20 protein-coding genes and 1 tRNA gene are annotated in these 21,515 nt (G+C 68.0%); 15 read left to right on the plus strand and 6 right to left on the minus strand.

The window, feature by feature from the left end:
- The first annotated feature begins 11 nt into the window (after nt 1-11).
- Both ACZ5MJ_RS18095 and ACZ5MJ_RS18100 read left to right on the plus strand, forming a co-directional pair.
- Entirely contained in the window at nt 12-206 is a 195-nt protein-coding gene (locus ACZ5MJ_RS18095) for a YbdD/YjiX family protein (RefSeq protein WP_464221214.1), read from the plus strand.
- Nucleotides 207-428: 222 nt separating this feature from the next.
- Nucleotides 429-881: a hypothetical protein gene (locus ACZ5MJ_RS18100; RefSeq protein WP_464221216.1), complete on the plus strand. Its 453-nt coding sequence runs from the start codon at nt 429-431 to the stop codon at nt 879-881.
- Between the two features lie 252 nt (nt 882-1,133).
- On the opposite strand, the gene ACZ5MJ_RS18105 is transcribed toward ACZ5MJ_RS18100, so the two are convergent.
- The gene (locus tag ACZ5MJ_RS18105) at nt 1,134-1,388 is read right to left on the minus strand and encodes a hypothetical protein (protein WP_464221218.1); all 255 of its coding nucleotides are present in this window, start codon (nt 1,386-1,388) and stop codon (nt 1,134-1,136) included.
- A gap of 189 nt (nt 1,389-1,577) precedes the next feature.
- Here ACZ5MJ_RS18105 and ACZ5MJ_RS18110 point away from each other — a divergent pair, with 189 nt between their 5' ends.
- On the plus strand, nt 1,578-2,525 hold the full coding sequence (locus ACZ5MJ_RS18110) for a LysR family transcriptional regulator (protein ID WP_464221220.1): 948 nt from the start codon (nt 1,578-1,580) through the stop codon (nt 2,523-2,525).
- A 77-nt stretch (nt 2,526-2,602) separates the two neighbouring features.
- Here ACZ5MJ_RS18110 and ACZ5MJ_RS18115 read toward each other — a convergent pair whose 3' ends face one another.
- The 4 genes from ACZ5MJ_RS18115 to ACZ5MJ_RS18130 all read right to left on the minus strand — a co-directional run bounded on the left by ACZ5MJ_RS18115 (nt 2,603) and on the right by ACZ5MJ_RS18130 (nt 8,325).
- A complete protein-coding gene (locus ACZ5MJ_RS18115; RefSeq protein ID WP_464221222.1) occupies nt 2,603-5,281 on the minus strand; it encodes a DNA topoisomerase III in 2,679 nt (892 codons plus the stop codon).
- Nucleotides 5,282-5,428: 147 nt separating this feature from the next.
- On the minus strand, nt 5,429-5,833 hold the full coding sequence (locus ACZ5MJ_RS18120; protein ID WP_464221223.1) for a thioredoxin family protein: 405 nt from the start codon (nt 5,831-5,833) through the stop codon (nt 5,429-5,431).
- A gap of 88 nt (nt 5,834-5,921) precedes the next feature.
- Nucleotides 5,922-7,136: a DNA-processing protein DprA gene (gene dprA, locus ACZ5MJ_RS18125; RefSeq protein WP_464221225.1), complete on the minus strand. Its 1,215-nt coding sequence runs from the start codon at nt 7,134-7,136 to the stop codon at nt 5,922-5,924.
- Nucleotides 7,137-7,143: 7 nt separating this feature from the next.
- Nucleotides 7,144-8,325, minus strand: a complete 1,182-nt coding sequence (locus tag ACZ5MJ_RS18130) for a LysM peptidoglycan-binding domain-containing protein (RefSeq protein ID WP_464221226.1) — start codon at nt 8,323-8,325, stop codon at nt 7,144-7,146.
- A gap of 160 nt (nt 8,326-8,485) precedes the next feature.
- Here ACZ5MJ_RS18130 and def point away from each other — a divergent pair, with 160 nt between their 5' ends.
- The 12 genes from def to ACZ5MJ_RS18190 all read left to right on the plus strand — a co-directional run bounded on the left by def (nt 8,486) and on the right by ACZ5MJ_RS18190 (nt 19,714).
- Nucleotides 8,486-8,992 carry a peptide deformylase gene (gene def / locus ACZ5MJ_RS18135; protein ID WP_115213642.1) on the plus strand — a complete coding sequence of 169 codons (507 nt, stop codon included), beginning with the start codon at nt 8,486-8,488 and terminating at the stop codon, nt 8,990-8,992.
- A 152-nt stretch (nt 8,993-9,144) separates the two neighbouring features.
- Nucleotides 9,145-10,161 (plus strand): methionyl-tRNA formyltransferase, encoded by a 1,017-nt coding sequence (fmt, locus tag ACZ5MJ_RS18140; protein ID WP_464221229.1) that lies wholly within the window; start codon nt 9,145-9,147, stop codon nt 10,159-10,161.
- 159 nt (nt 10,162-10,320) lie between these two features.
- Nucleotides 10,321-11,181: a zinc metalloprotease HtpX gene (gene htpX / locus ACZ5MJ_RS18145; RefSeq protein WP_464221230.1), complete on the plus strand. Its 861-nt coding sequence runs from the start codon at nt 10,321-10,323 to the stop codon at nt 11,179-11,181.
- Nucleotides 11,182-11,335: 154 nt separating this feature from the next.
- Nucleotides 11,336-12,766 carry a 16S rRNA (cytosine(967)-C(5))-methyltransferase RsmB gene (gene rsmB / locus ACZ5MJ_RS18150; protein ID WP_464221232.1) on the plus strand — a complete coding sequence of 477 codons (1,431 nt, stop codon included), beginning with the start codon at nt 11,336-11,338 and terminating at the stop codon, nt 12,764-12,766.
- A gap of 9 nt (nt 12,767-12,775) precedes the next feature.
- Nucleotides 12,776-13,642 carry a DUF4390 domain-containing protein gene (locus tag ACZ5MJ_RS18155; protein ID WP_464221234.1) on the plus strand — a complete coding sequence of 289 codons (867 nt, stop codon included), beginning with the start codon at nt 12,776-12,778 and terminating at the stop codon, nt 13,640-13,642.
- Entirely contained in the window at nt 13,639-16,068 is a 2,430-nt protein-coding gene (locus tag ACZ5MJ_RS18160; protein ID WP_464221235.1) for a sensor histidine kinase, read from the plus strand. Before ACZ5MJ_RS18155 ends, ACZ5MJ_RS18160 begins: the two co-directional genes overlap by 4 nt.
- Before the next feature lie 52 nt (nt 16,069-16,120).
- The gene (locus ACZ5MJ_RS18165; protein ID WP_464221237.1) at nt 16,121-16,822 is read left to right on the plus strand and encodes a response regulator; all 702 of its coding nucleotides are present in this window, start codon (nt 16,121-16,123) and stop codon (nt 16,820-16,822) included.
- A gap of 60 nt (nt 16,823-16,882) precedes the next feature.
- Nucleotides 16,883-16,958 (plus strand) — tRNA-Phe (locus ACZ5MJ_RS18170).
- Nucleotides 16,959-17,261: 303 nt separating this feature from the next.
- A complete protein-coding gene (locus tag ACZ5MJ_RS18175; RefSeq protein WP_464221238.1) occupies nt 17,262-17,549 on the plus strand; it encodes a BrnT family toxin in 288 nt (95 codons plus the stop codon).
- The gene (locus ACZ5MJ_RS18180) at nt 17,515-17,865 is read left to right on the plus strand and encodes a BrnA antitoxin family protein (protein ID WP_464221239.1); all 351 of its coding nucleotides are present in this window, start codon (nt 17,515-17,517) and stop codon (nt 17,863-17,865) included. The genes ACZ5MJ_RS18175 and ACZ5MJ_RS18180 overlap by 35 nt, the downstream gene beginning before the upstream one ends.
- Before the next feature lie 197 nt (nt 17,866-18,062).
- Nucleotides 18,063-18,554 carry a hypothetical protein gene (locus tag ACZ5MJ_RS18185; RefSeq protein ID WP_464221241.1) on the plus strand — a complete coding sequence of 164 codons (492 nt, stop codon included), beginning with the start codon at nt 18,063-18,065 and terminating at the stop codon, nt 18,552-18,554.
- 413 nt (nt 18,555-18,967) lie between these two features.
- Nucleotides 18,968-19,714 (plus strand): aquaporin, encoded by a 747-nt coding sequence (locus ACZ5MJ_RS18190; protein WP_464221242.1) that lies wholly within the window; start codon nt 18,968-18,970, stop codon nt 19,712-19,714.
- On the opposite strand, the gene ACZ5MJ_RS18195 is transcribed toward ACZ5MJ_RS18190, so the two are convergent.
- On the minus strand, nt 19,698-21,365 hold the full coding sequence (locus tag ACZ5MJ_RS18195; RefSeq protein WP_464221243.1) for a carbohydrate porin: 1,668 nt from the start codon (nt 21,363-21,365) through the stop codon (nt 19,698-19,700). The genes ACZ5MJ_RS18190 and ACZ5MJ_RS18195 overlap by 17 nt on opposite strands.
- Between the last annotated feature and the right edge of the window lie 150 nt (nt 21,366-21,515).

Below are 21,515 nucleotides of genomic sequence, written 5' to 3' on the forward strand. Positions count from 1 at the left end.
CAGGAGCCGCCATGCTGGAACAACTGGGAACGATGGGACGCTACCTCGGGCAGTCGCTGCGGCTGATGGTCGGGCTGCCCGACTACCAGACCTATGTGGCGCATATGGAAAGCACCCACCCGGACCGCGCGCCGATGAGCTACGAGGAATTCTTCCGCGAGCGCCAGCAAGCGCGCTACGGCGGCGGGCAGGGCAAGTGCTGCTGAGCACACCCTGATTCCCGGCGTCCGCTAGCCGGATGCCGATACAAAACAGACAGGTGGCCTTGAGGTCGCCTGTCCTTTTTTGCGATGTTGTTTTCCCACCGCGCTTTTGTTACGGCTTCCCGACCTTTCTGGGGAGGGTTACAGCGCCTTACAGGTGGTTACAGCAAGGCTGCGGCTCGTTATCTACACTTGCGACACTGTGGCAATTAAAGGAACAACTATATGTCTCGCCATTCCGTTCGCAATATGACCCTGGCCATCGCCCTGGCGGCTTCCGCACTGCCGGCGTTCGCGAGCGATATGAACAATGCCCTGGGCGGCGCGCTCGGTGGCGTAGCCGGTGCGGCCGTTGGCGGCGCGCTGGGCGGCAGCACTGGCGCAGTAATCGGTGGCGCGGTTGGCGGCGGCGCCGGCGGCGCGGTGACGTCGAACCGCCGTGAGCGCACCGGCGCCATCATCGGCGGCGCACTGGGCGGCGGCGCGGGTACCGCGGCCGGCAACGCCATGGGCGGCCGTGCCGGCGGCCTGATCGGCGCGGGCCTCGGCGGTGGCGCCGGCGCCGCGCTGGGCGGCAATGTCTCGCGCAGCAACTCGTACGACAACGACCGCCGCTATTACCGGGGCGGTGGCTACCGGCACAAGAAGCACAAGCACCATCACGACTACGACGACTGAGTCGTTGCAGCGAAGCAGAAGAAACGGGCCAGTCGGCCCGTTTTTTTATTTGCTTGCTCTGGCATAATGCCTTGCAGGCGGGCCATGTTCCGTCGACGCCAGAAACAAAGAAGCCCGCAACCAGTGCGGGCTTCTTCCCCAATGACATGTGGCGAGGCCTTGCCAGGCACTCCCCGAACAACCTGTGGAGATCAGGTGCAAGGGGTTGGACCGCCCTGGGGGAAACGGTCCCGGATCGCGGCTTGCCGCCCCTTACAGGGGAGCGCGATCGCTCGAAACGTCGTACTTGGCGCCGTCGGTGTAGGTATCGAACTTGCCGGCCTTGGCACCATCGGTGTAAGTGTCGAACTTGCCGCTCTTGGCGCCGTCGGTGTAGACGTCGTAGCGGGCGGCCCTGGCACCGTCGGTATAAGTGTCGAACTTGCCGCTCTTGGCAAACGCGGGCGCTGCGGACAGGGCAGCGGCGAGGGTGGCGACAGCGATCAGGGCGTAACGATTGGTTTTCATGGCTCAACTCTCTTCATGCTCGATGCCTGGTCTTGCGTCACCGTTTGTTGCAACGCGGCATCCGATGGCTAGATATTAGGCATTTCCCTCATATCAATAAATATCGGTTGACACAATGATTAGTTCTGATTTCAACAATAAACCCGCCTGAATAGGGAAGGATTCAGAGCCGGACCGGGAGACTATGTCATGGATCGACTCCAATCGATGCGCGTCTTTTCCAAGGTTGTCGAGCTGGGCAGCTTCGCTCGTGCAGCGCAGCAGCTGGAAATGTCCAACGCCGTTGTCACCCGCTATGTCGCCGACCTGGAGAGCCATCTGGGTACGCGGCTGCTCAACCGCACCACGCGCAGCCTGTCGCTGACCGATGCCGGCGAGACCTACCTGCAGCGCTGCCAGCAGATCCTGGAAGACGTGGAGGAGGCTGAAAGCGTGGTCACCGCGCGCAGCCAGTCGCTGTCCGGCACGCTGCGCCTGGTGACCCCGGTCATGTTCGGCCTGCACCTGCTGCCCGACTTGCTGGCGCGTTTCCAGCAGCTGTACCCGGACGTGGTGTTCGACGTGATCCTGTCGGACCGCAACGTCGATATCGTCGAAGAAGGGCGCGACGTGGCCGTGATGCTGTCCGACCTGGGCCTGGGCTCGCACCTGGTGGCGCGCCCGCTGCTGTCGGCCGAGGTGATCCTGTGCGCCTCGCCAGGCTACGTGGCGGCGCACCCGCCGATCCGCCATGCGCACGAACTGAGCCACCATCGCTGCATCGCCATGCGCCTGCCCACCGCCGAGCACGAATGGACGCTGCTGGGTCCGGAAGGCGAGGTGACCGTGCCGATCCGCCCCGGCCTGATGTGCAGCAATGCCGAGCTGGCGCACCAGGCAGCGCTGGCCGACATGGGCGTGGCCATGCTGTCGTCGTACCTGGCACGGCCCAATATCGATTCGGGCAAGCTGGTGCACGTGCTGCCGCAGTACCAGCTGCCGCGGCGCGATGTCAGCGTGGTCTACCCGAGCCGCAAGTTCCTGCCGACCAAGGTGCGCGCCTTTATCGACTTCCTGCTCGAAGAAGGGCAGGTGCGGGGCAAGGAAGTGCAGCCGGCGTCATCCACCAGCCATGGCGCGCAGGCGGTGCGCACCTGAGTTGTTGCCCGCCTGAACGGTCGGTCCAAAGCAAAACGCCCGGCCATGCCGGGCGTTTTGCCATGATGCGCTGGCGCTTACTCGCCGGCGGCCGCCGCGCGCGACTTCTTGGCCGCCGCGGTCTTGGCAGGGGCCTTCTTGGCCGCCGCCTTCTTTGCCGGTGCCTTGGTGGCTGGCGTCTTGGCCGCGGTCTTGGCTGCCGTCTTGGTTGCCGGAGCCGCCTCGGCCTCGGCCGCGCCGCGCGATGCCGCCTTGGCCGGGGCCTTGGCTGCAGTCTTGGCGCCCGCCTTGGGCTCGCGCACCTCGAACTCGAAGCCGATCTTGCCGTCCGGCTGCTTGACCAGGAAGGCCTTGAAGTTGCGGCCGGTGCGTGACGACTTGAAGCCGGTCAGCAGGTCGGTCTTGCCTTCGTTGAGCAGCTTGCCGATCTGCTCGCGGCTGATTTCCTGCTGCAGGATGATCTTGCCGGTGGTGAAGTCGCAGCTCTTGGGGCTGGTCGTGCTGTTCTCGCAGACGTACTTCATGCCGTGCTCGAACACCGAGCCGCCGCACTTCGGGCAGGTGCCCACCGGCTCCTGGCCGCTGAAGTCGACCGGCTCTCCGTCGTTGTCGTCGTCGTTCTGGCCAAAGTCGAATTCCATCTTGAAATGGCCTTCGTCGTCCTTGCCCAGCTTCAGGATGGCGGCGAACGGACGGCCCATCTTGCTGCGGAAGCCCTGCAGCGGACCGATTTCCTTCTTGAGCAGCAGCTCTTCGACCTCTTCGATCTCGAACTGGCGTCCGCCCGGGATCTTGCTGATCGAAAACTCGCACGCGGTGCAGGCAAAGCGGCGGTAGTTCTCCTTGACCTGCCCGCCGCACTGCGGGCAGGGCGTGTCCAGCGTGGCGTAGTCGCCCGGGATGGTATCGCTGTCGTATTCCTTGGCGCGCTTGACGATCTGCTGCGTCATCTGCGCGATCTCGAGCATGAACTCGTCGCGTTTCATGCGCCCGCGTTCGATCTGCGAGAGCTTGTGCTCCCACTCGCCGGTCAGCTCGGCCTGCGTCAGTTCCTGCACCCCCAGGCCGCGCAGCAGCGTCATCAGCTGGAACGCCTTGGCGGTGGGGATCAGCTCGCGGCCTTCGCGCACCAGGTACTTCTCGGTCAGCAGGCCTTCGATGATGGCCGCGCGCGTGGCCGGCGTGCCCAGGCCCTTGCCGGCCATGGCTTCACGCAGCGCATCGTCGTCCACCAGCTTGCCGGCGCCTTCCATGGCGGACAGCAGCGTGGCTTCGTTGTAGCGCGCGGGCGGCTTGGTGGTCAGGCCAACGCCCTCGACCTTGTCGGTCTTGACCTTCTCGTCCCTGGACACCGGCACCAGGTTGGCGGCATCTTTATCGCCCTGCGCCTCGCGGCCGTAGATCACCAGCCAGCCCGGGTTGACCAGCACCTTGCCTTCGGTCTTGAAGTGGTGGCCGGCGACTTCCGTGATGCGGGTGGTGACCTGGAACTCCGCCGCCGGGAAGAACACCGCCAGGAAGCGGCGCACGACCAGGTCGTACAGCTTCTGCTCTGGCTCGGACAGGTTCTTGGGCGCCTGCAGCGTCGGGATGATGGCGAAGTGATCGCTGATCTTGCTGTTGTCGAAGATCCGCTTGTTCGGCTTGACCCAGCCCTGCGCCAGGATCTTCTTGGCGTGCGGCAGGTAGTTGGGCGAACTGTCGGCCAGCATGTCCATGGTCTGCTTGACCGTGTCCAGGTAGTCCTCTGGCAGCGCGCGTGCGTCGGTACGCGGGTAGGTCAGGACCTTGTGCTTTTCATACAGGGCCTGCGCCAGGCCCAGCGTGTTCTTGGCCGAAAAGCCGAAGCGCGAGTTGGCCTCGCGCTGCAGCGTGGTCAGGTCGAACAGCGCCGGCGACTGCTGCGTCGACGGCTTGGATTCTTCCGTGACGGTGCCCGGCTTGTCGCGGCAGGCGGCCACGATGCTCTTGGCCTCGGCCTCGCTCCACAGGCGCGACTCGCGCGCCTCGGGGTCGAACTCGTTCTTCTTGAACTTGGGGTCGAACCAGCGGCCTTCGTACAGGCCGGCGGCGGCGATGAACTCGGCGTGCACTTCCCAGTAGTCGCGCGGCACGAAGTGCTTGATCTTCTCTTCGCGCTCCACCACGATCGACAGCGTCGGCGTCTGCACGCGGCCCACCGTGGTCAGGAAAAAGCCGCCGCCCTTGCTGTTGAAGGCGGTCATGGCGCGCGTGCCGTTGATGCCGACCAGCCAGTCGGCCTCGGAGCGGCAGCGCGCGGCGTCGGCCAGCGGCAGCATGTCCTGGTCTTCGCGCAGGCTGGCAAAGCCGTCGCGGATGGCCTGCTGCGTCATCGACTGCAGCCACAGCCGGCGCACCGGCTGCTTGGCCTTGGCCTGCTGCGCGATCAGGCGGAAGATCAGTTCCCCCTCGCGCCCCGCGTCGCAGGCGTTGATCAGGGCAGTGACGTCCTTGCGCTTGATCAGCCGGTTCAGCACCTTAAGGCGCGACTCGGTCTTGGCGATCGGGCGCAAGTCGAAATGCGGCGGGATCACCGGCAGGTTGGCGAAGCTCCACTTGCCGCGCTTGACCTCGTACTCGTCCGGCGCGGCGATCTCGACCAGGTGGCCGACGGCGGAGGACAGCACGTAGTCGTCGCTCTCGAAATACTCGTCGTGCTTGGTAAACCCCCCGAGGGCACGGGCGATATCCGCCGCGACCGACGGTTTTTCCGCGATGATGAGGGCTTTTGACATGGGAAGGGTCCTTGCGAGCTGCATCCGGCAACCCGCGAATTGCACTACAAACGAAGTAATCAGAACGCCGGGGGGCTATGAGGCGCCAATAATAAGCGCGGTTTCAACGGCGGTGCAAGCAAGCCCCGCCGCCGCACGAGACGGCGCCTAGGCGCCGTCGCTCCCCCCGGCAAGCAACCAGTCCAGCACCTGCGGTATGTCTTCGGCGCTCGCCGGCATCGCCGCGCCGCGGCTCAGCATGCGTTCCAGCACCTCGATATGCGGCAGCAGGGTGCCATAAAACTGGGGCGAGCCACCCGAGGCTGGCTGCACCAGCAGCGTCGGGAAATTCTCAATATCGACATCGCCCAGCGCATCTGCATGCGTCTCGATATCGATCCAGACAAAGCAATCGTCCGGATGGCGCGCGGCCAGCGCTGTCAGCGCCACCAGGTAATCCCGGCACGTGCCGCACCACTGCGCGCACAGGCAGGCCACCAGGCGGCCCTGTGGCCGCGCCGCCAGGCACCCGGCTATGGCGCCGGCATCACGTTCAGGAAAGTAAACGGTCATGGGTTCGGAAACATGAGGCGCCCGCGGCACGCCGCACACGGACAGCCGGCGATTGTATAGGTATTGCGCCGCGGCCCCCTGCCCAGGGTCAGCCAAGGCGGCGGAACAGGTTTCCAGGTAGACGCTCGGCATGCCCGGCCAGTTCCAGTTCCAGCAGGCGCGCCGCGGCAGCTTCCGGGGGCTGGCCGCTACGCTCGCATAGCGCGTCCAGCGTAACCGGATCGTAGCCGAGGGCGGCCAGCAGGGGGTCCGATTGGTCCGCAAAGTCAGAAAGCTCTGAGCCCGGCTGCGGGCCCGGCGTGGGCGGCACGGCAGCAGGGCGGGCAGGCGCGGTCGTCGACACGGTCATCGGCCCCGTCATTGGACCGTGCCCCAGGTTGATCTCTTCCAGAACGTCCTCCGTGCACTCCACCAGCTTCGCGCCCTGGCGGATCAGCACATGGCAGCCCTTGGACAGCGGCGCGTGGATCGAGCCCGGGACCGCGAACACCTCGCGTCCCAGCTCGGCGGCCAGCCGCGCCGTGATCAGCGAGCCGGAACGCGCCGCCGCCTCCACCACCAGCACCCCGCGCGCCAGCGCCGCGATGATGCGGTTGCGGCGCGGGAAGTTGGCGGGCAAGCCCGGCATGCCGAGCGGGAATTCGGTGACGATGGCGCCGCGCGCGGCCACTTCGTGCGCCAGCGCCAGGTTCTCGGCCGGGTAGACCCGGTCAGGCCCCGTACCCGTCACAGCGACCGTGCCGCCGCAGCCCAGCAGGCCGCCGGCATGGGCGGCGGCATCGACGCCCAGCGCCAGGCCCGAGATCACCGCCAGGCCCGACTCGGACAGTTCGCGGCCGAAGGCCTGCGCATCGCGCTTGCCCTGCTCGGTGGCGCCGCGCGCGCCGACGATGGCCACCGCGGGGCGTGACAGCAGCGCGGGATCGCCCTTGATATATAGCAGCGGCGGCGGATCGGGCAGGTCGAACAGGCGGGCGGGGTAGGCGTCGTCCGCCAGCGTGACCACGTGGTTGCCGGGCGTGCCGAGCCAGCCGAGGGTGCGCTCGACCAGTGCCGGTAGCCCGGCGCCGGGCCTGGCCAGCACCGCGCGGGCGTGCTTTTTGGGTACGACCGAGGACAGCGCAGCCACGCTTTGCGCCAGGACCTGCTGCGGCAGCCCGAACGCGGCCAGCAGCAGGCGCGCCGTGGCCGGGCCAACCCCGGGCGCACAGGCAAGCTGCAGCCAGGCCTTCAGGTCGTCGGGATCGCGCGTGGCGGCCTGCCGGGCAGCGCCGGCATGGCAAAGGGAAGCGGCGCTTGCCAAGTCCGGCTCAGCGCGGCGAGGTCGCCCGGTCCCCGACCGCGATCACGTTGGAGGCGTCGGTGACCAGCGCATACGACACCCCCGGGAACACGCGGAAGACGAAGGCCAGGCCGTAGCGCTCGTCGGGCAGCCGGACGGCGCGGTTGCTGTCGGTCTTGTCCGCCACGGTCTCGCCGGTGCGCGACAGTGCCAGCACGTGGCCGGGTTCGACCCCGGCCTGGCTGCCCAGGTTGAGCACCACCACCTGCTTGGCGCCGCCGAACTCGACCCCGCCATAGACCTTGGCGATGCGGCCGTCAAGCTGCGCATCGGGCGCGTGCGGCACGTAGCGCAGCGCTTCGCGCGCGGGCTGCGGCATCAGCAGCGTGCCCACGCCCATCTCCTGCCTGGCCCGCGTGACCTGCATCGTGGAGACCGCGTCCGGGCCCTGGGCGCCACGCGCCAGGCGCACGTTGCCTTCATATTCGGCCTCGTAGCCGAGCACGGCATTGGTGACGGGGTCGCGCACCGGGGTCACCGGGCGGTAAGCCTGCCAGTCGCCGCCCTGCGGCGCGTCGGCGGGGATGCCGCGCGCGTAGCCGGTATCGTCGCGGCCCAGGATGACGCGCGACTCGGACACGGCGACGATGCGCGCGGAGGTGGCCAGCGTGTCCTGGTCGACCACCAGCGGGCGGATCAGGAAGGGCTCGATATCAGAGGCCGCGATGCTCAGGATGGCGGCGCCGTCGGCGTCGCCGCCGCGCATCTGCGGCGACAGGCGCACCGTGCCGCTGCCGCCCGGCGTGGTCGACAGCCAGGCACGGCCGTCGCGCTGGATCAGGTACAGGATCTGTCCCGGGTAGATCAGGTGCGGGTTGTGGATCTGTTGCCGGTTCATGCCCCACAGCTCGGGCCAGCGCCACGGCTGGCGCAGGAAACTGCCCGAGATCCCCCACAGCGTGTCGCCCTTGCGCACCGTGTACTGCGACGGCGCATTGGGAGACAGGTCTGAAACGGGGATGCCCTGCTGGGCAACGCGCTGGGCTTCGGCCTGCTGTGCCGGCGTGACCGTCAGGTCCGCGGCCAGGGCCGGAAGCGTGGCCGCGGCAGTGAAGCCAGCGGCACTCAACCACGCACAAGCCAGCTTAGGGATGAACGCGTGCAGCCTGCGGCCCGACGCCGCCTGGTGTTCTTTGGTAAGATCGCGCATTTTCCTGACCAGCCGGTGGTTCGGCCGGATTGACCCGGGAGAGCGTGCCTGTTGCGGCGCGCCTTGAATTTTTGTACTTGCGCCCCGATTCTGCATGTAAACACCCGCCGCCGCAACGCGGCCCGGTTGCCGGCAGCCGGCGGCGTTGCGCCCTAGCATCATGGCAAAACTCGACATCCTGACCTACCCCGATCCCCGCCTGCACACCGTCGCCAAACCCGTTGCGGCCGTGGACGACCGCATCCGCCAGCTGGTCAAGGACATGGCTGAAACCATGTACGAGGCGCCCGGCATCGGGCTGGCCGCGACGCAGGTCAATGTGCACGAGCAGGTGGTGGTGATCGACGTCTCGGAAACGCGCGACCAGCTCCAGGTCTTTATCAACCCGGAGATCGTCTGGGCCAGCGACAACCGCAAGGTGTGGGAAGAGGGCTGCCTGTCAGTGCCCGAGGTCTACGACCGGGTCGAGCGCCCCGACCGCGTGCGCGTGCGCGCGCTCAACGAGAAGGGCGAGAGCTTCGAGCTCGACGCCGACGACCTGCTGGCGGTCTGCATCCAGCATGAGATCGATCACCTGCGCGGCAAGGTCTTTGTCGAGTACCTGTCGCCGCTCAAGCTCAACCGCATCAAGAGCAGGCTGCAGAAGCGCGAACGCACCCGCATGTAAGCGGCGTCCTGCCACAAAGATGTAACAGCCCGCCCGGAATCCCGCTGCCAGCGCGCGGCGCCCGCGCGGGGTCTGTTATCTTTATGACTCCCGAAGAACAAAGGTACCGGCCGCTATAGCGGCCGGTCCTGTTTCAGGCCACGGAACCTGCCATGTCCCAAGCCAGCCCCTTGCGTGTCGCCTTTGCCGGCACGCCCGAATTTGCGCGCGTCGCGCTGGAAGCCATTCACGCCGCCGGTTTCCCGGTGGTGGCCGTGCTGACCCAGCCCGACCGTCCCGCCGGCCGCGGCATGCAGCTGCAGGCCAGCCCGGTGAAGCAGTTCGCCGCCGCCAGCGGCCTTGCACCGGTGCTGCAGCCGCGCTCGCTGCGCCGCCAGGGCAAGTACCCGGAAGAGGCCGCCGCCGCCGTTGAATCGCTGGCCGGCATCGCCCCCGATGTCATGGTGGTCGCCGCCTACGGCCTGATCCTGCCGGCCGAAGTGCTGACCCTGCCGCGCCTGGGCTGCCTGAATATCCACGGCTCGCTGCTGCCGCGCTGGCGCGGCGCGGCGCCGATCCACCGCGCCATCGAAGCGGGCGATGCCGAGACCGGCATCACGCTGATGCAGATGGACGAGGGCCTGGACACCGGTGACATGCTCACGCGCGCAGCCGTGCCGATCGGCCCGGAGGACACCACCGGCACACTGCACGACACCCTGGCCGCGCTGGGCGCGCGCATGATCGTGGCAGCACTGCAGGAGCTGGCCGCCGGCCGCACGCTGGCCGCCACGCCGCAGCCGGCCGAAGGCGTCACCTATGCCGAGAAGATCGCCAAGGACGAGGCCCCGCTGGACCTGCGCCGCCCGGCCGCGGCGCTGGCCAGCCAGGTGCGCGCGTTCAACCCCTTCCCTGGCGCGACCGTGCAGGTCGGCGATACGGTGATCAAGTGCTGGCAGGCCGTGCCCCTTGCCGCCGCCGGCAGCCTGCCGCATGCGCCCGGCACGGTGCTGGCGGCCGACGCCGCCGGCATCCTCATCGCCTGCGGCGAAGGCAGCGCGCTGCGGGTCACCGAGCTGCAGAAGCCGGGCGGGCGCCGCCAGCCGGCGCAGCAGTTCCTGCAGGGACTGCCGCTGCCCCCGGGCACGCGCTGCGCGGTGCCTGGCAACGGCGGCGCCGCGCAGGCATGATCGGGCAGGCCTTTGCAGCACATGGCGGGATAAGTGCTGGCGAAACCGCCCTGAAACCGTTGAACAATCGTTGAATTTTCGGGTATCACCCCCTATCTAACGGTCATCGCGTCCGCTTTCCCCCGGGGCGCTGCTCACGATTACACGGAGATCACCGCAATGTTCAACTGGGTCAAGACCTTCATGCTGATGGCGGCCATCACGGCCCTGTTCATCGTCATCGGCGGCATGATCGGCGGGCGCAGCGGCATGATGTTCGCGCTGCTGATGGCGCTGGGCATGAACTTCTTCTCCTACTGGTTCTCGGACAAGATGGTCCTGCGCATGTACAACGCGCAGGAAGTCGATGCCGGCAGCGCGCCGCAGTTCTACGGCATGGTGCAGGAACTGGCGCAGCGTGCCGGCCTGCCGATGCCGCGCGTCTACCTGATCAACGAAGACGCGCCCAACGCCTTTGCCACCGGCCGCAATCCCGAGCACGCCGCGGTGGCGGCCACCACCGGCATCCTGCGGGTGCTGTCCGAGCGCGAGCTGCGCGGCGTGATGGCGCATGAGCTCGCGCACGTGCGCCACCGCGACATCCTGACCTCGACCATCGCCGCCACCATGGCCGGCGCGATCTCGGCGCTGGCCAATATGGCGATGTTCTTCGGCGGGCGCGACGAGAACGGCAACCGCACCAACCCGATCGCCAGCATCGCCGTGGCGATCCTGGCGCCGCTGGCGGCCTCGCTGATCCAGATGGCGATCTCGCGCGCGCGCGAATTCGAAGCCGACCGCGGCGGCGCCGAGATCAGCGGCGACCCGCAGGCGCTGGCCAGCGCGCTGGACAAGATCCACCGCTACGCCCAGGGCATCCCGTTCCAGGCGGCCGAGGAACACCCGGCCACGGCCCAGATGATGATCATGAACCCGCTCTCGGGCGGCGGCATCGCCAACCTGTTCTCGACCCACCCGGCCACCGAAGAGCGCATCGCGCGCCTGATGCAGATGGCCCAGACCGGCACCTATCCGGCCTGAACGGCCGGAAATCCGGGGTCAGGCCCCGGCACAAGGTAAACTGCCCGCTGTTCCGCACGGACCGGCGGGCTTTTTCTTATGGGCTTGCCCGGACCGCCTGCCGTTTTGCGCCGATTCACCATTTTTCCGCTGCCTGATCCGCCGCCTGACCGATATGCGCCTGCCTCCCGATTCGCTTGCCTTCCAGATGCTTGGTGCCGCCACCGCGGTGCGCGCCGTCAGCGAAGGCACCGCCTTGCCGCAGGCGATCGAGGACGCCGCCGCGCAACTGCGGCTGGACCGCGTGCGCGATGCCGCCACGCGCGGCGCGCTGCAGGACATCGCCTACCGCACCATGCGCCAGTTCGGCACCGCGCGCGCGCTGGTGACCAGGCTGGTCACGCGCCCGCCGGGCGCGCAGGTCGATTCGCTGCTGGCCGTGGCGCTGGCGCTGTTGCTGGAACACGCGCCGGGCCCGCGCGACCGGCACGACGGCGCGGACAAGGCGCGCCAGGATGCCGACGCCGGCCGCCCGGGCTACAGCACCTTCACGGTGGTTGACCAGGCCGTCAGCGCCGCCGCCTCCGAACCCAAGACTGCGCACGCGCGCGGCCTGGTCAACGCGGTGCTGCGCCGATTCCTGCGCGAACGCAAGGCACTGCTGGCCGACGTCAACCGCGACGAGCAGGCACGCTGGAACCTGCCGCCGTGGTGGCTGCAGATGCTGCGCGAGGCCTACCCTGACCAATGGATGGCGCTGGCCGCGAGCGCCAACGTGCGCCCGCCGATGACCGTGCGCGTGAACACCGCGCGCGTTTCCGTGCAGCAGTACCAGACCGACCTCGCCAACGCCGGCCTGGCCGGCCACGTGGTTGGCCCGCAGGCCGTGCGCCTGGTGCGCGCGGTGCCGGTGACGCAGCTGCCGGGCTTTGCCGAAGGCGTGGTGTCAGTGCAGGACGCCGGCGCGCAGCTGGCCGCGCCGCTGCTCGAGGTGGCCGACGGCATGCGCGTGCTCGATGCCTGCGCGGCCCCCGGCGGCAAGACCGGGCACCTGCTGGAGCTGGCCGATATCGACGTCACCGCAGTGGAAAGCGACCCGCAGCGCGCCACCCGCATCGGCGAAAACCTGGCGCGCCTGGGCAAGGAAGCCAGGATCGTGGTCGGCGATGCCAGCCGGCCCGCCGACTGGTGGGACGGCCAGCCCTTCGACCGCATCCTGGCCGACGTGCCGTGCTCGGCCTCGGGCATCGTGCGGCGCCACCCGGATATCCGCTGGCTGCGCCGCGAGACCGACATCGCCAAGCTCCTCACCGAGCAGCGCCGCATCGTCTCGCAGCTGTGGCCGCTGCTCAAGCCGGGCGGCATCCTGGTCTATGTCACCTGTTCTATTTTCCCAACGGAAGGGGAGGAGCAGGCGCGCTGGTTTGGTGCACAGCTGGCAGATGCGATACGATTGGAGGCGCCGGGGCAGTTGCTGCCCGGCACCCATGCCATGCAAGCCGCCGGCGCAGATGGTGACAAGGACGCCCTTGCCGGCACCAGCGGCACCAGCCTGCCATCGGATCACGATGGCTTCTTCTACGCCCGCTTCCAGAAACGCGCCTGATCTGTTCCGATGCTGAGCACGCCGCGCCTGTCAGACTTCCGCGTGAATGGAGATACAAGCGTGGGCACCCAGGTGTCCACCCTGGTGGACACCATCGCGGACACGCACAGCCTGCTGGCGCGCTGGTCGCTCGCACTGGTGCTGGCGCTCGCTGCGGCGCTGTGGCTGCCCCCCGCCGCGCGCGCACAGGTCATCGAGGCCACCGAAGCCCATATCGAGTACCAGGACGGCGGCTTCGAACTTGCCGCCAGCTTTGACTTCGACCTGCCGCCCGTGCTGGAAGACGCGTTGCACAAGGGCATCTCCCTCTATTTCGCGGTCGACTTCCAGCTCTCGCGCTCGCGCTGGTACTGGTTCGACGACAAACCGGTCAACACCAGCCGCAGCGTGCGCCTGTCGTACCAGCCGCTGACCCGCCAGTACCGTGTCTCCACCGGCGGCCTGCAGCTGCCGTTCACGCGCCTGAAGAGCGCGCTGCAGTTTATCCAGCGCGTGCGCGGCTGGCGCGTATTCGAGCGCAACGCGGTCAGGCCGGGCGAGAGCTACCACGCCGAAGTGCGCATGCGGCTGGACCTGTCGCAACTGCCCAAGCCGTTCCAGATCAACGCGGTCAATACGCGCGAATGGAACCTGGCCTCGGACTGGCGGCGCTTTGTCTATACGGTGCCGGCGGACCTGAGCGCGCCGCCTGCGCCACCGCCGCCATCCGCGCCACTCCCTGCGCCCGCATCGCCGGCACTGCCGGCCTCGCCCGCCGTACCCGCGCCTGCGTCGGCGCCTGGCGCGGCCGTTGACCAGCGCGGCCTGACCATGCAGACGGTGTCGTACGGGCTGTCGCCCGCACTGCTGGTGCAGCCCGCATCGAGCCAGCCATGAACAACTCGCTGTGGGACAGCCGGTTCCGGCGCGTGCTGTACCGCGTCGTGGCCGGGATCATCGTCTTCCTGGCGCTGGTGCTGGTGGGCCTGCTGGCCGGCGCCTCGGCCAACACCGAATTCTTCGATCGCTATTTCACGCTGCTGTTCAAGGTGAACCTGGTGATCGGCGCCCTGCTGGTGCTGATCGTGGGCGCGCTGGCGCTGACGCTGTGGCTGCGCTACCGCCGCGGCAAGTTCGGCACGCGGCTGATGACCAAGCTCGCCGTGTTCTTCGGCGTGGTCGGTGTGCTGCCCGGCGTGCTGATCTACCTGGTGTCGCTGCAGTTCGTTTCGCGCAGCATCGAGTCCTGGTTCGACGTGCGCGTGGAAACCGCGCTCGAAGCCGGCCTGAACCTGGGCCGCTCCACCATCGACAGCTCGCTCGCCGACCTGCAGAGCAAAGCGCGCCTGATGTCCGAGCAGCTTGCCGGCGCCTCCGGCGTGGCCACCTCGCTGCAGCTGAACCGGCTGCGCGAGCAATACGGCGTGCAGGAAGCCGCCATCTTCACCGGCAGCGGCCGCGTGCTGGCCACGGCGTCCAGCAACTATGCGTCGCTGGTGCCGGACCTGCCTTCCGGCGTGCTGGCCGAACAGGCACGCCTGGCCGGCGGCTACGCGGCAGTGGAGGGCGGCACGGACCCATCGGGCGACGGCAGCCCGGACCCCGAACGTGTCGACAGCAGCCACCTGTACCGGCTGCGCGTGATCATTCCGCTGGGATCGACGCCTGCCTCGGCGCAGGATGGTGCGGCCGGCACCAGCACAGCGCGCGCACTGACCAAGCCACGCTGGGCCGGCTCCGGCCTGTCCGTGGAACGACGCCCGGAAGACTCGCCGTCAAGTGGCTTCGGCCTGGTCGGCGAGACCATGCGCGAAGAGCGCTACCTGCAGGTGCTGAACCCCGTGCCGGCCGTGCTTGCGCGCAACGCCGACGAGGTCCAGCGCGCATACCAGGAATACCAGGAGAAGGCGCTGGGCCGCACCGGCCTGCGCAAGATGTATATCGGCACGCTGACGCTGACGCTGTTCCTGGCCGTGTTCATCGCGGTGATGCTGGCCCTGCTGCTGGGCGGGCAGCTGGCGCGGCCGCTGCTGATGCTGCTGCAGGGGACCAAGGAAGTGGCCGAGGGCGACCTCTCGCCCAAGCGCGAACTGAAGAGCCGCGACGAACTGGGCATGCTCACGCAGCAGTTCAACCAGATGACGCGCCAGCTGGCCGAGGCGCGCCTGGCGGTGGAAGAGAACCGCACCGCGCTGGAGCAATCGAAGGCCTACCTGGAAAGCGTGCTGCAGAACCTGACCGCCGGCGTGCTGGTGTTCGACCGCCGCTTCCTGCTGATCACCGCCAACCCCGGCGCGGAGCGCATTTTCCGCCAGCCGTTCGGCGCGGTGATGGGCCTGCCAGTGGAACAGATCCCTGGCATGGGGCCGTTCGGCGAGATCGTGCGCCAGGCCTTCTCGGACCAGAACACCAGCGAGGTGCTGGGCGGCGCCGAGCACTGGCAGAAGCAGATCGAACTGCCGCAGGGCGAGGAACAGCCGCTCACGCTGCTGGTGCGCGGCGCGCGCCTGCCCGGCGGCGAGCGCGACGAACCCGGCTATGTGATCGTCTTCGACGATATCTCCGATGTGATTTCCGCTCAACGCTCGGTCGCGTGGGGCGAGGTGGCACGGCGCCTTGCGCACGAGATCAAGAACCCGCTCACGCCGATCCAGCTCTCGGCCGAGCGCCTGCAGATGAAGCTCTCGCCCAAGCTTGAAGGCACCGATGCCGATGTGCTCAAGCGCGGCGCTGCCACCATCGTCAACCAGGTGGCCGCGATGAAGCGCATGGTCGATGACTTCCGCGACTACGCGCGCACGCCGCCCGCGGTGCTGCAATCGCTGCAGCTCAACAGCCTGGTGGCGGAGGTGCTGCACCTGTATGGCATTGACGACCCCGCTGTGCACGAGCACCCGGTGATCCATCCGACGCTGGGCGCCGCGCTGCCCGAGATCAAGGGCGATCCGACGCAGCTGCGCCAGGTCATCCACAACCTGCTGCAGAATGCGCAGGACGCCGCCGCTGAGAACGTCGCGGCCGGTAGGGCCGCGCCCCATATCACTCTGCACACCGAGACTGTAGAATACAAAGATTCTGCCGGCGAAAACCGGCAGGCCGTCAAACTCACCATTGCGGACAATGGTCCCGGTTTTGCACCAAGAATCCTGAGCCGTGCGTTCGAGCCCTACGTGACCACGAAAGCCAAGGGCACGGGTCTGGGGCTCGCGATGGTAAAGAAGATCATTGACGAACACGGCGCGCGCATCGAATTGCGCAATCGCATGGAAGGTGCGGAGATCGTCGGTGCACAGATCTCGATCCTGTTCGTTAAACTGACTTAGTCAACAATGGCGTCCGGTCCCGGAACGCTGCGGTGGGGTTAAGAGGGGAAGTATGGCAACCATCCTCGTAGTCGACGACGAAATGGGAATCCGGGAGCTGCTCTCGGAGATCCTCAGCGACGAAGGCCATGTGGTCGAACTCGCGGAGAACGCGCAACAGGCGCGCGAATACCGCGTGGCGGGCACGCCCGACCTCGTGCTGCTCGATATCTGGATGCCCGATACCGATGGCGTGACCCTGCTCAAGGAGTGGTCCGCACAGGGACAGCTGACGATGCCCGTCATCATGATGTCGGGCCACGCAACCATCGACACCGCGGTCGAGGCGACCAAGATCGGCGCGCTCAATTTCCTGGAAAAGCCGATCGCGCTGCAGAAGCTGCTGTCCGCGGTGGAGCAGGGCCTGGCCCGCGGCATCGAACGCCCGCGCAGCAACGCCGCCGCCGTGCTCGCCACGGCACCGTCGGCCGACCCCGGCACCGCCGCCGCGCCCGAGACCACCGCCGAGGCCGCCCCCAACGGCAGCCCCGCGCGCGTGCCCGAGGCCGAGATGCAGTTCTCCTTCGACATGCCGCTGCGCGAAGCCCGCGACCTGTTCGAGCGCGCCTATTTCGAATACCACCTGCTGCGCGAGCACGGCAGCATGACCCGCGTGGCCGAGAAGACCGGGCTGGAGCGTACCCACCTGTACCGCAAGCTCAAGCAGCTCGGCGTCGAACTGGGCCGCAACAAGCCCGAGCCGGCCGAACAATGAAGCAGTGACGCACATGACTCTTGACTGGCCGAAAAAGTCCAGTTATAGTTTCGCTTCTTTGGCCCGGTAGCTCAGTCGGTAGAGCAGAGGATTGAAAATCCTTGTGTCGGCGGTTCGATTCCGTCCCAGGCCACCAGAATAAGAAAAGCCCGGCTCTTGCAGCCGGGCTTTTTGCATTGGGGCGCAGATTTCCACTCGTGCCCGCCATGCCTCCCGCGCTGTCGCAGCACCGGCGACACACTTCCATCCCGCTTACGTCGCACTTCCCCGAACATCCCGGCACGAGTGATCGAGATCAAGTTTCCCCGACGCGTGCGGGCACATCTTGAGGCCTTGCCCCGCCAGTGGCCGGACGTTGCCTGCTCCGACTGGCACGAGGCAATTTCCGTCTAGGCACATATTCCTTGCCTTGCCAATTTAACGCCCATACAATAAATCGATGCCGCTTGTATTCGATCCGGTCAAGGATCTGGCCAACCAGATCAAGCATGGCGTACCGCTGGCATTGGCCGAAGCATTCGAAATGGATGGTGCGCTGATCCGGGATGATCTGCGCTTTGCATACGGTGAAGGGCGCGTGGTCGCCACCGGGCTGATCGGCAACCGTGTGTTTGTGATGGTCTACACCATGCGAGGCGAGACGATGCGCGTCATCAGCCTGCACAAAGCCAACCGCCGCGAGGTATTGAAGTATGTCGACGAAACGCAGGATCCATATCCCGACTGATGCCGAGGACAAGGCACTGACGCGCGCTGCCCAGGCAGACCCGGACAACCCGCCGCTGACCGACGCCGAACTGGCGCGCATGCGGCCCGCGCGGGAAGCGCTGCCCAGGCTGGTTGGAGAGAAAGCAGCGCAGGCACTACTGCGGCCCCGCGGCCGCCCGGCATTGCCGGAAGACCAGCGCAAAGTCACGCTGAACATGCGCTGCGACCGCGACGTCGTAGAGGCCTTCAAGGCTACCGGCGACGGATGGCAGACGCGCATCAACGATGTGCTGCGTGCCTACGTAAAGTCGCATCGCATGCTGCCCGGTCGCTGACTGCCCTGGACCGATGTTTTGCGCAACGCGCAACACCCAACCCAGAAGTAAATATCTTCTACTTGGCAGCCGGCCCATGTCTCTCTACGATGCCCTGACGTGCTGCCGCCAGGCAGGGCGGGCCGAGCCGGCCAAGCCGCACCCACAACGCGGACATCCGGCCCGGGGCTGACACTTTCTTTCCGGGGGGTCTTTTGATGGATACATTGATCGGGACGGACGAGCGCTGGCCGCCGCAGACGGCGGGCGGCGAGCGCGGCTTGTGGAAGAGCACCGTGGCCGCGGCCAGCCAGGCGCTGGGGGCGGCGGGGCGGGTGCAGCAGGCGGTGTCGCAGACGCTGAAGCTGCAGAACAAGATCCGCGCCCTGCGCGACGAACTGCACCAGATGGAAGCCGAGCGCGATGTCTACCGCGAGCTGCATGCGCGCACGGTGGAAGAACTGCACCAGGCCATCGACCGCAGCCCAGCCGAGATCAAGCGGCTGCGCGCCGAGACCGAGGCCATGCAGGTGCGCCACCGCGCCTACAAGCTGCTGGTGCAGCACTACATGCGACTGGGCACGCCGATCGATCCGGCGGTATTCACCGAGCAGCGCAGCCGCGTGCAGCAGCACATCCTGTTCCAGCGCCGCAAGGGCATTCCGGTCGCGCAGATCGCGGTCGAGGATATTGCCTTCCTGCTGCGCTGAAGTTCACCGTTATCAGGCAGACTTGGGCATGTCCGTGTGCAGCCCGTCGACTCCGCCACCCCCACTGTGATCCTGAAACGGATCTGGCGATCCGAGGGCGCTGCCGTAGTGTCGCCATCGGCCTCGGCCACGCCTGCCTTGCGCGCGATTCGAAACCCAGCGTCAGCACACAACAACGCCGCCGCGCATTGACGCGCCCAGGCCAGGACGGAACACTGTCGCGACCGCGCGCACCCCTTTGCGCACCGGTCTTGCCATGCCAATGGCACTGACATGCCACCGTTCGAGGCGTCGTCTCAGGCGACGTTGTCCATCTTGCCGCTGCACGTTCTCCCTGCCGTCTTTGCCGCGCCCCTGCGGCCGCATCCCTGCCACGTCCGTTCGCCACAGCGCCGCGCCGGCGCAGCGCAGCGATGAGTACGCTGGCGCGTCGCCTGGTGGCGGAAGGACTCGGCACGGCGCTGCTGGTGGCGATCGTGGTCGGCTCGGGCATCCGGGCCGAGCGCCTCGCCGCCGGCGACACCGCGCTGGCGCTGCTGGCCAATTCGCTGGCGACGGGAGCCGGGCTGGTGGCCTTGCTGGTGTCGCTGGGCCCGGTCTCGGGCGGGCATTTCAACCCGGTGGTGAGCCTGTCGGCGCTGGTGCAGGGCGCGTTGTCGCCGCGCGATGCGCTGCGCTATGGGCTGGTGCAGGTGGCGGGCGGGGTCTGCGGCGTGCTGGCCGCGCATGCGATGTTCGGCGAGCCGGCGCTGGCCTGGTCGGCACAGAGCCGCACCGGCGCGGCGATGTGGTGGAGCGAGTGCGTGGCCACCTTCGGCCTGATCGGGGTGGGCATCGGTACGCTGCGCAGCCGCCCGCAACTGGTGCCGTTCGTGGTGGCGGGCTATATCACCGCGGGGTACTGGTTCACGTCGTCGACCTCGTTTGCCAACCCGGCGCTGACCATCGCCTGCGCGCTGACCGATACCTTTACCGGGATCCGGCCGCAGGACGTGCCGGGCTTCGTGCTGGCGCAGATCTGCGGCGGCCTGGCGGCCACGCTGCTGTTCCACTGGCTGTGCCCCAAGCCGGCACCTGCGGCAGCTGCCGTACCGCCGCAGCCCGGCCGGCGCGCCGCCCCCGCCAGCGTGCCTGCCAACGCAACTACCAGCGCCGATTAAGCTGCACGCCGAAGACCGACCCGCTCGCCTGCGAGGCCCACGCATCGGCCGGCGCGGTGTAGCCGATGCCGTCCACGTCGCTGGCGCGGCTGTAGGTATAGAAGGCGCGCAGGTTGGCGTTGCCGGCCGACTTGCCCAGTGTCAGCGTGGGCGCCACGGTCAGCGCAGTGCGCTGGCCGCCGACGCCGAAGCCGGATGAGATCTGGTCGTGCGAGACCTCGAAGTTCAGGCGGAACTGGTCGCTCGCGATATAGGCGGGGCGCAGGCGCGTGGTGGTCCACTGCAGCATGCCGACCGGCGAACGGTCGAACTGCAGGCTTTGCTCCACCGCGCCGCCCAGCCCTGAACGGCCCTTCCATTCGATCGACTCCGCCAGGCGCGTGCGCGACAGCCCCGGCCCCATGCCGGTATAGCCGGTCATGGCATTGCGCGACCCCGAGCCGAACTGCACGCCCAGCCGGTTGGTGCCGAACAGCACGCCTTTCTGCTCATGCAAGGCCGACGCCCACCACGCGCCGCCGGTATCCTGCACCATCGACTGCGCTTCCACGCGCGTGAAGCCGAGCTGGACGGAGCCCTGCTCGTTGGTGTTGATCGGCGCGGTGCGCAGCGAGTGATAGCTGGGCAGGTTCTGGCCGTTCTGGTCGGCGCGCGCCGTGTACTGGTAGTTCAGGCCGATATCGCCGATCACCCTGGCATTGTCGACGCCGAAGCGCATCGCCGTGGAATTCGGCGGCAGCAGGCCGGACGACATCAGGAAGGGCGCGTTGTCGCGCCGGCCGGCCCACATGGTGGCGCCGTCGAGCACGGCCAGGCCGCTGACGGCGGTATAGAACTGCGGCACCAGCGCATAGGGGTCGATCGCCGCGGGGCGGCCATTGACGGTGGTGGCGTCGGTGCCGCGCGCCTGCGCGATCAGCATCACCTGCGCGCCGCCGTCCAGGTCGAGCACCGATTCGCGGATCTTGACCTCGCCCGCGCTGCGGCAGGCCAGGCCGCTGCCGATGCCGGTGGAAAGCGCGCCGCCGGGGCAGGCGCGCGTGGTGGCGGGGCGCTCTTCGGCCGCGGCGCGGCCGCTATAGCTGAGGCGCCAGACCGACTCGCCGGCGGGGTCGTCGGCGGGCAGCTGCGAGCGCAGCACCGGGGGCGCCTCTGGCGGCGTATCGGCATTGGCCGAAGCGCCGTCCGCGGGCGCCTGGGCCTGGAATTCGCCAAGCCGCGGCGGGAACAGCACCAGGGGCGGCGGCGGCGGGGCGGCGGGCGGTACGGGCGGGCCGACGAAATTCGGGTCGGCCGCAGTCGCCGTCGCGGCAACGCTTGCCGCCTCGGACGGCGGTTGCGCCGGCGCGGGTACGGTGACGCTGGCCGCGGGCGCCGCATCGCCCGCGATCAGGGCAGCAAGCGGGTCATCCGGGGTTGCGCTTGCCCCGGCGTCCGGCCGGGCCGGTGCTGGCGCTGCTACCGCCGAGACCGTCGCCGGCACCGCCGGCAGCGGCTCGATACGGGGCGGCTGCAGGGTGGCGCTGGCCTGACCCGCGGGCAACGCACCGGTCTGCGCGCACGCCGCCAGCCCCCACGCGGCCAGCACGGCAAAGCCGAGGCGGCGCAGGGGCAGGCCGCGTCCGGCGCAAGCGCTCGGGCCAGGCGGCATGGCGGGGATTCGACGGGAGGCGGGTGGCAATTCGTACAGCAATTCAGGCAAGCAACGACAATAACCGGAGCAGGCAAGGGCTCCGGAAGCGGGACTGTTTTTTATCAGCCGACCCATTTGACCGCAAGCCGGGTTACAAAATCCATCGCA

Source organism: Cupriavidus sp. LA-1, from assembly GCF_055385985.1.

Excerpts from the sequence above, each read along its gene's own strand:
- ACZ5MJ_RS18180 (WP_464221239.1), top strand. The coding sequence starts at position 17,515 with ATGTCGACGAAACGCAGGATCCATATCCCGACTGATGCCGAGGACAAG.
- ACZ5MJ_RS18100 (WP_464221216.1), top strand. The coding sequence starts at position 429 with ATGTCTCGCCATTCCGTTCGCAATATGACCCTGGCCATCGCCCTGGCG.
- def (WP_115213642.1), top strand. The coding sequence starts at position 8,486 with ATGGCAAAACTCGACATCCTGACCTACCCCGATCCCCGCCTGCACACC.
- ACZ5MJ_RS18105 (WP_464221218.1), bottom strand. The coding sequence starts at position 1,388 with ATGAAAACCAATCGTTACGCCCTGATCGCTGTCGCCACCCTCGCCGCT.
- ACZ5MJ_RS18165 (WP_464221237.1), top strand. The coding sequence starts at position 16,121 with ATGGCAACCATCCTCGTAGTCGACGACGAAATGGGAATCCGGGAGCTG.
- ACZ5MJ_RS18160 (WP_464221235.1), top strand. The coding sequence starts at position 13,639 with ATGAACAACTCGCTGTGGGACAGCCGGTTCCGGCGCGTGCTGTACCGC.
- ACZ5MJ_RS18190 (WP_464221242.1), top strand. The coding sequence starts at position 18,968 with ATGAGTACGCTGGCGCGTCGCCTGGTGGCGGAAGGACTCGGCACGGCG.
- ACZ5MJ_RS18110 (WP_464221220.1), top strand. The coding sequence starts at position 1,578 with ATGGATCGACTCCAATCGATGCGCGTCTTTTCCAAGGTTGTCGAGCTG.
- ACZ5MJ_RS18120 (WP_464221223.1), bottom strand. The coding sequence starts at position 5,833 with ATGACCGTTTACTTTCCTGAACGTGATGCCGGCGCCATAGCCGGGTGC.
- ACZ5MJ_RS18195 (WP_464221243.1), bottom strand. The coding sequence starts at position 21,365 with ATGCCGCCTGGCCCGAGCGCTTGCGCCGGACGCGGCCTGCCCCTGCGC.
- ACZ5MJ_RS18155 (WP_464221234.1), top strand. The coding sequence starts at position 12,776 with ATGCTGAGCACGCCGCGCCTGTCAGACTTCCGCGTGAATGGAGATACA.
- rsmB (WP_464221232.1), top strand. The coding sequence starts at position 11,336 with ATGCGCCTGCCTCCCGATTCGCTTGCCTTCCAGATGCTTGGTGCCGCC.
- ACZ5MJ_RS18185 (WP_464221241.1), top strand. The coding sequence starts at position 18,063 with ATGGATACATTGATCGGGACGGACGAGCGCTGGCCGCCGCAGACGGCG.
- ACZ5MJ_RS18175 (WP_464221238.1), top strand. The coding sequence starts at position 17,262 with ATGCCGCTTGTATTCGATCCGGTCAAGGATCTGGCCAACCAGATCAAG.
- htpX (WP_464221230.1), top strand. The coding sequence starts at position 10,321 with ATGTTCAACTGGGTCAAGACCTTCATGCTGATGGCGGCCATCACGGCC.
- ACZ5MJ_RS18115 (WP_464221222.1), bottom strand. The coding sequence starts at position 5,281 with ATGTCAAAAGCCCTCATCATCGCGGAAAAACCGTCGGTCGCGGCGGAT.
- ACZ5MJ_RS18095 (WP_464221214.1), top strand. The coding sequence starts at position 12 with ATGCTGGAACAACTGGGAACGATGGGACGCTACCTCGGGCAGTCGCTG.
- ACZ5MJ_RS18130 (WP_464221226.1), bottom strand. The coding sequence starts at position 8,325 with ATGCGCGATCTTACCAAAGAACACCAGGCGGCGTCGGGCCGCAGGCTG.
- fmt (WP_464221229.1), top strand. The coding sequence starts at position 9,145 with ATGTCCCAAGCCAGCCCCTTGCGTGTCGCCTTTGCCGGCACGCCCGAA.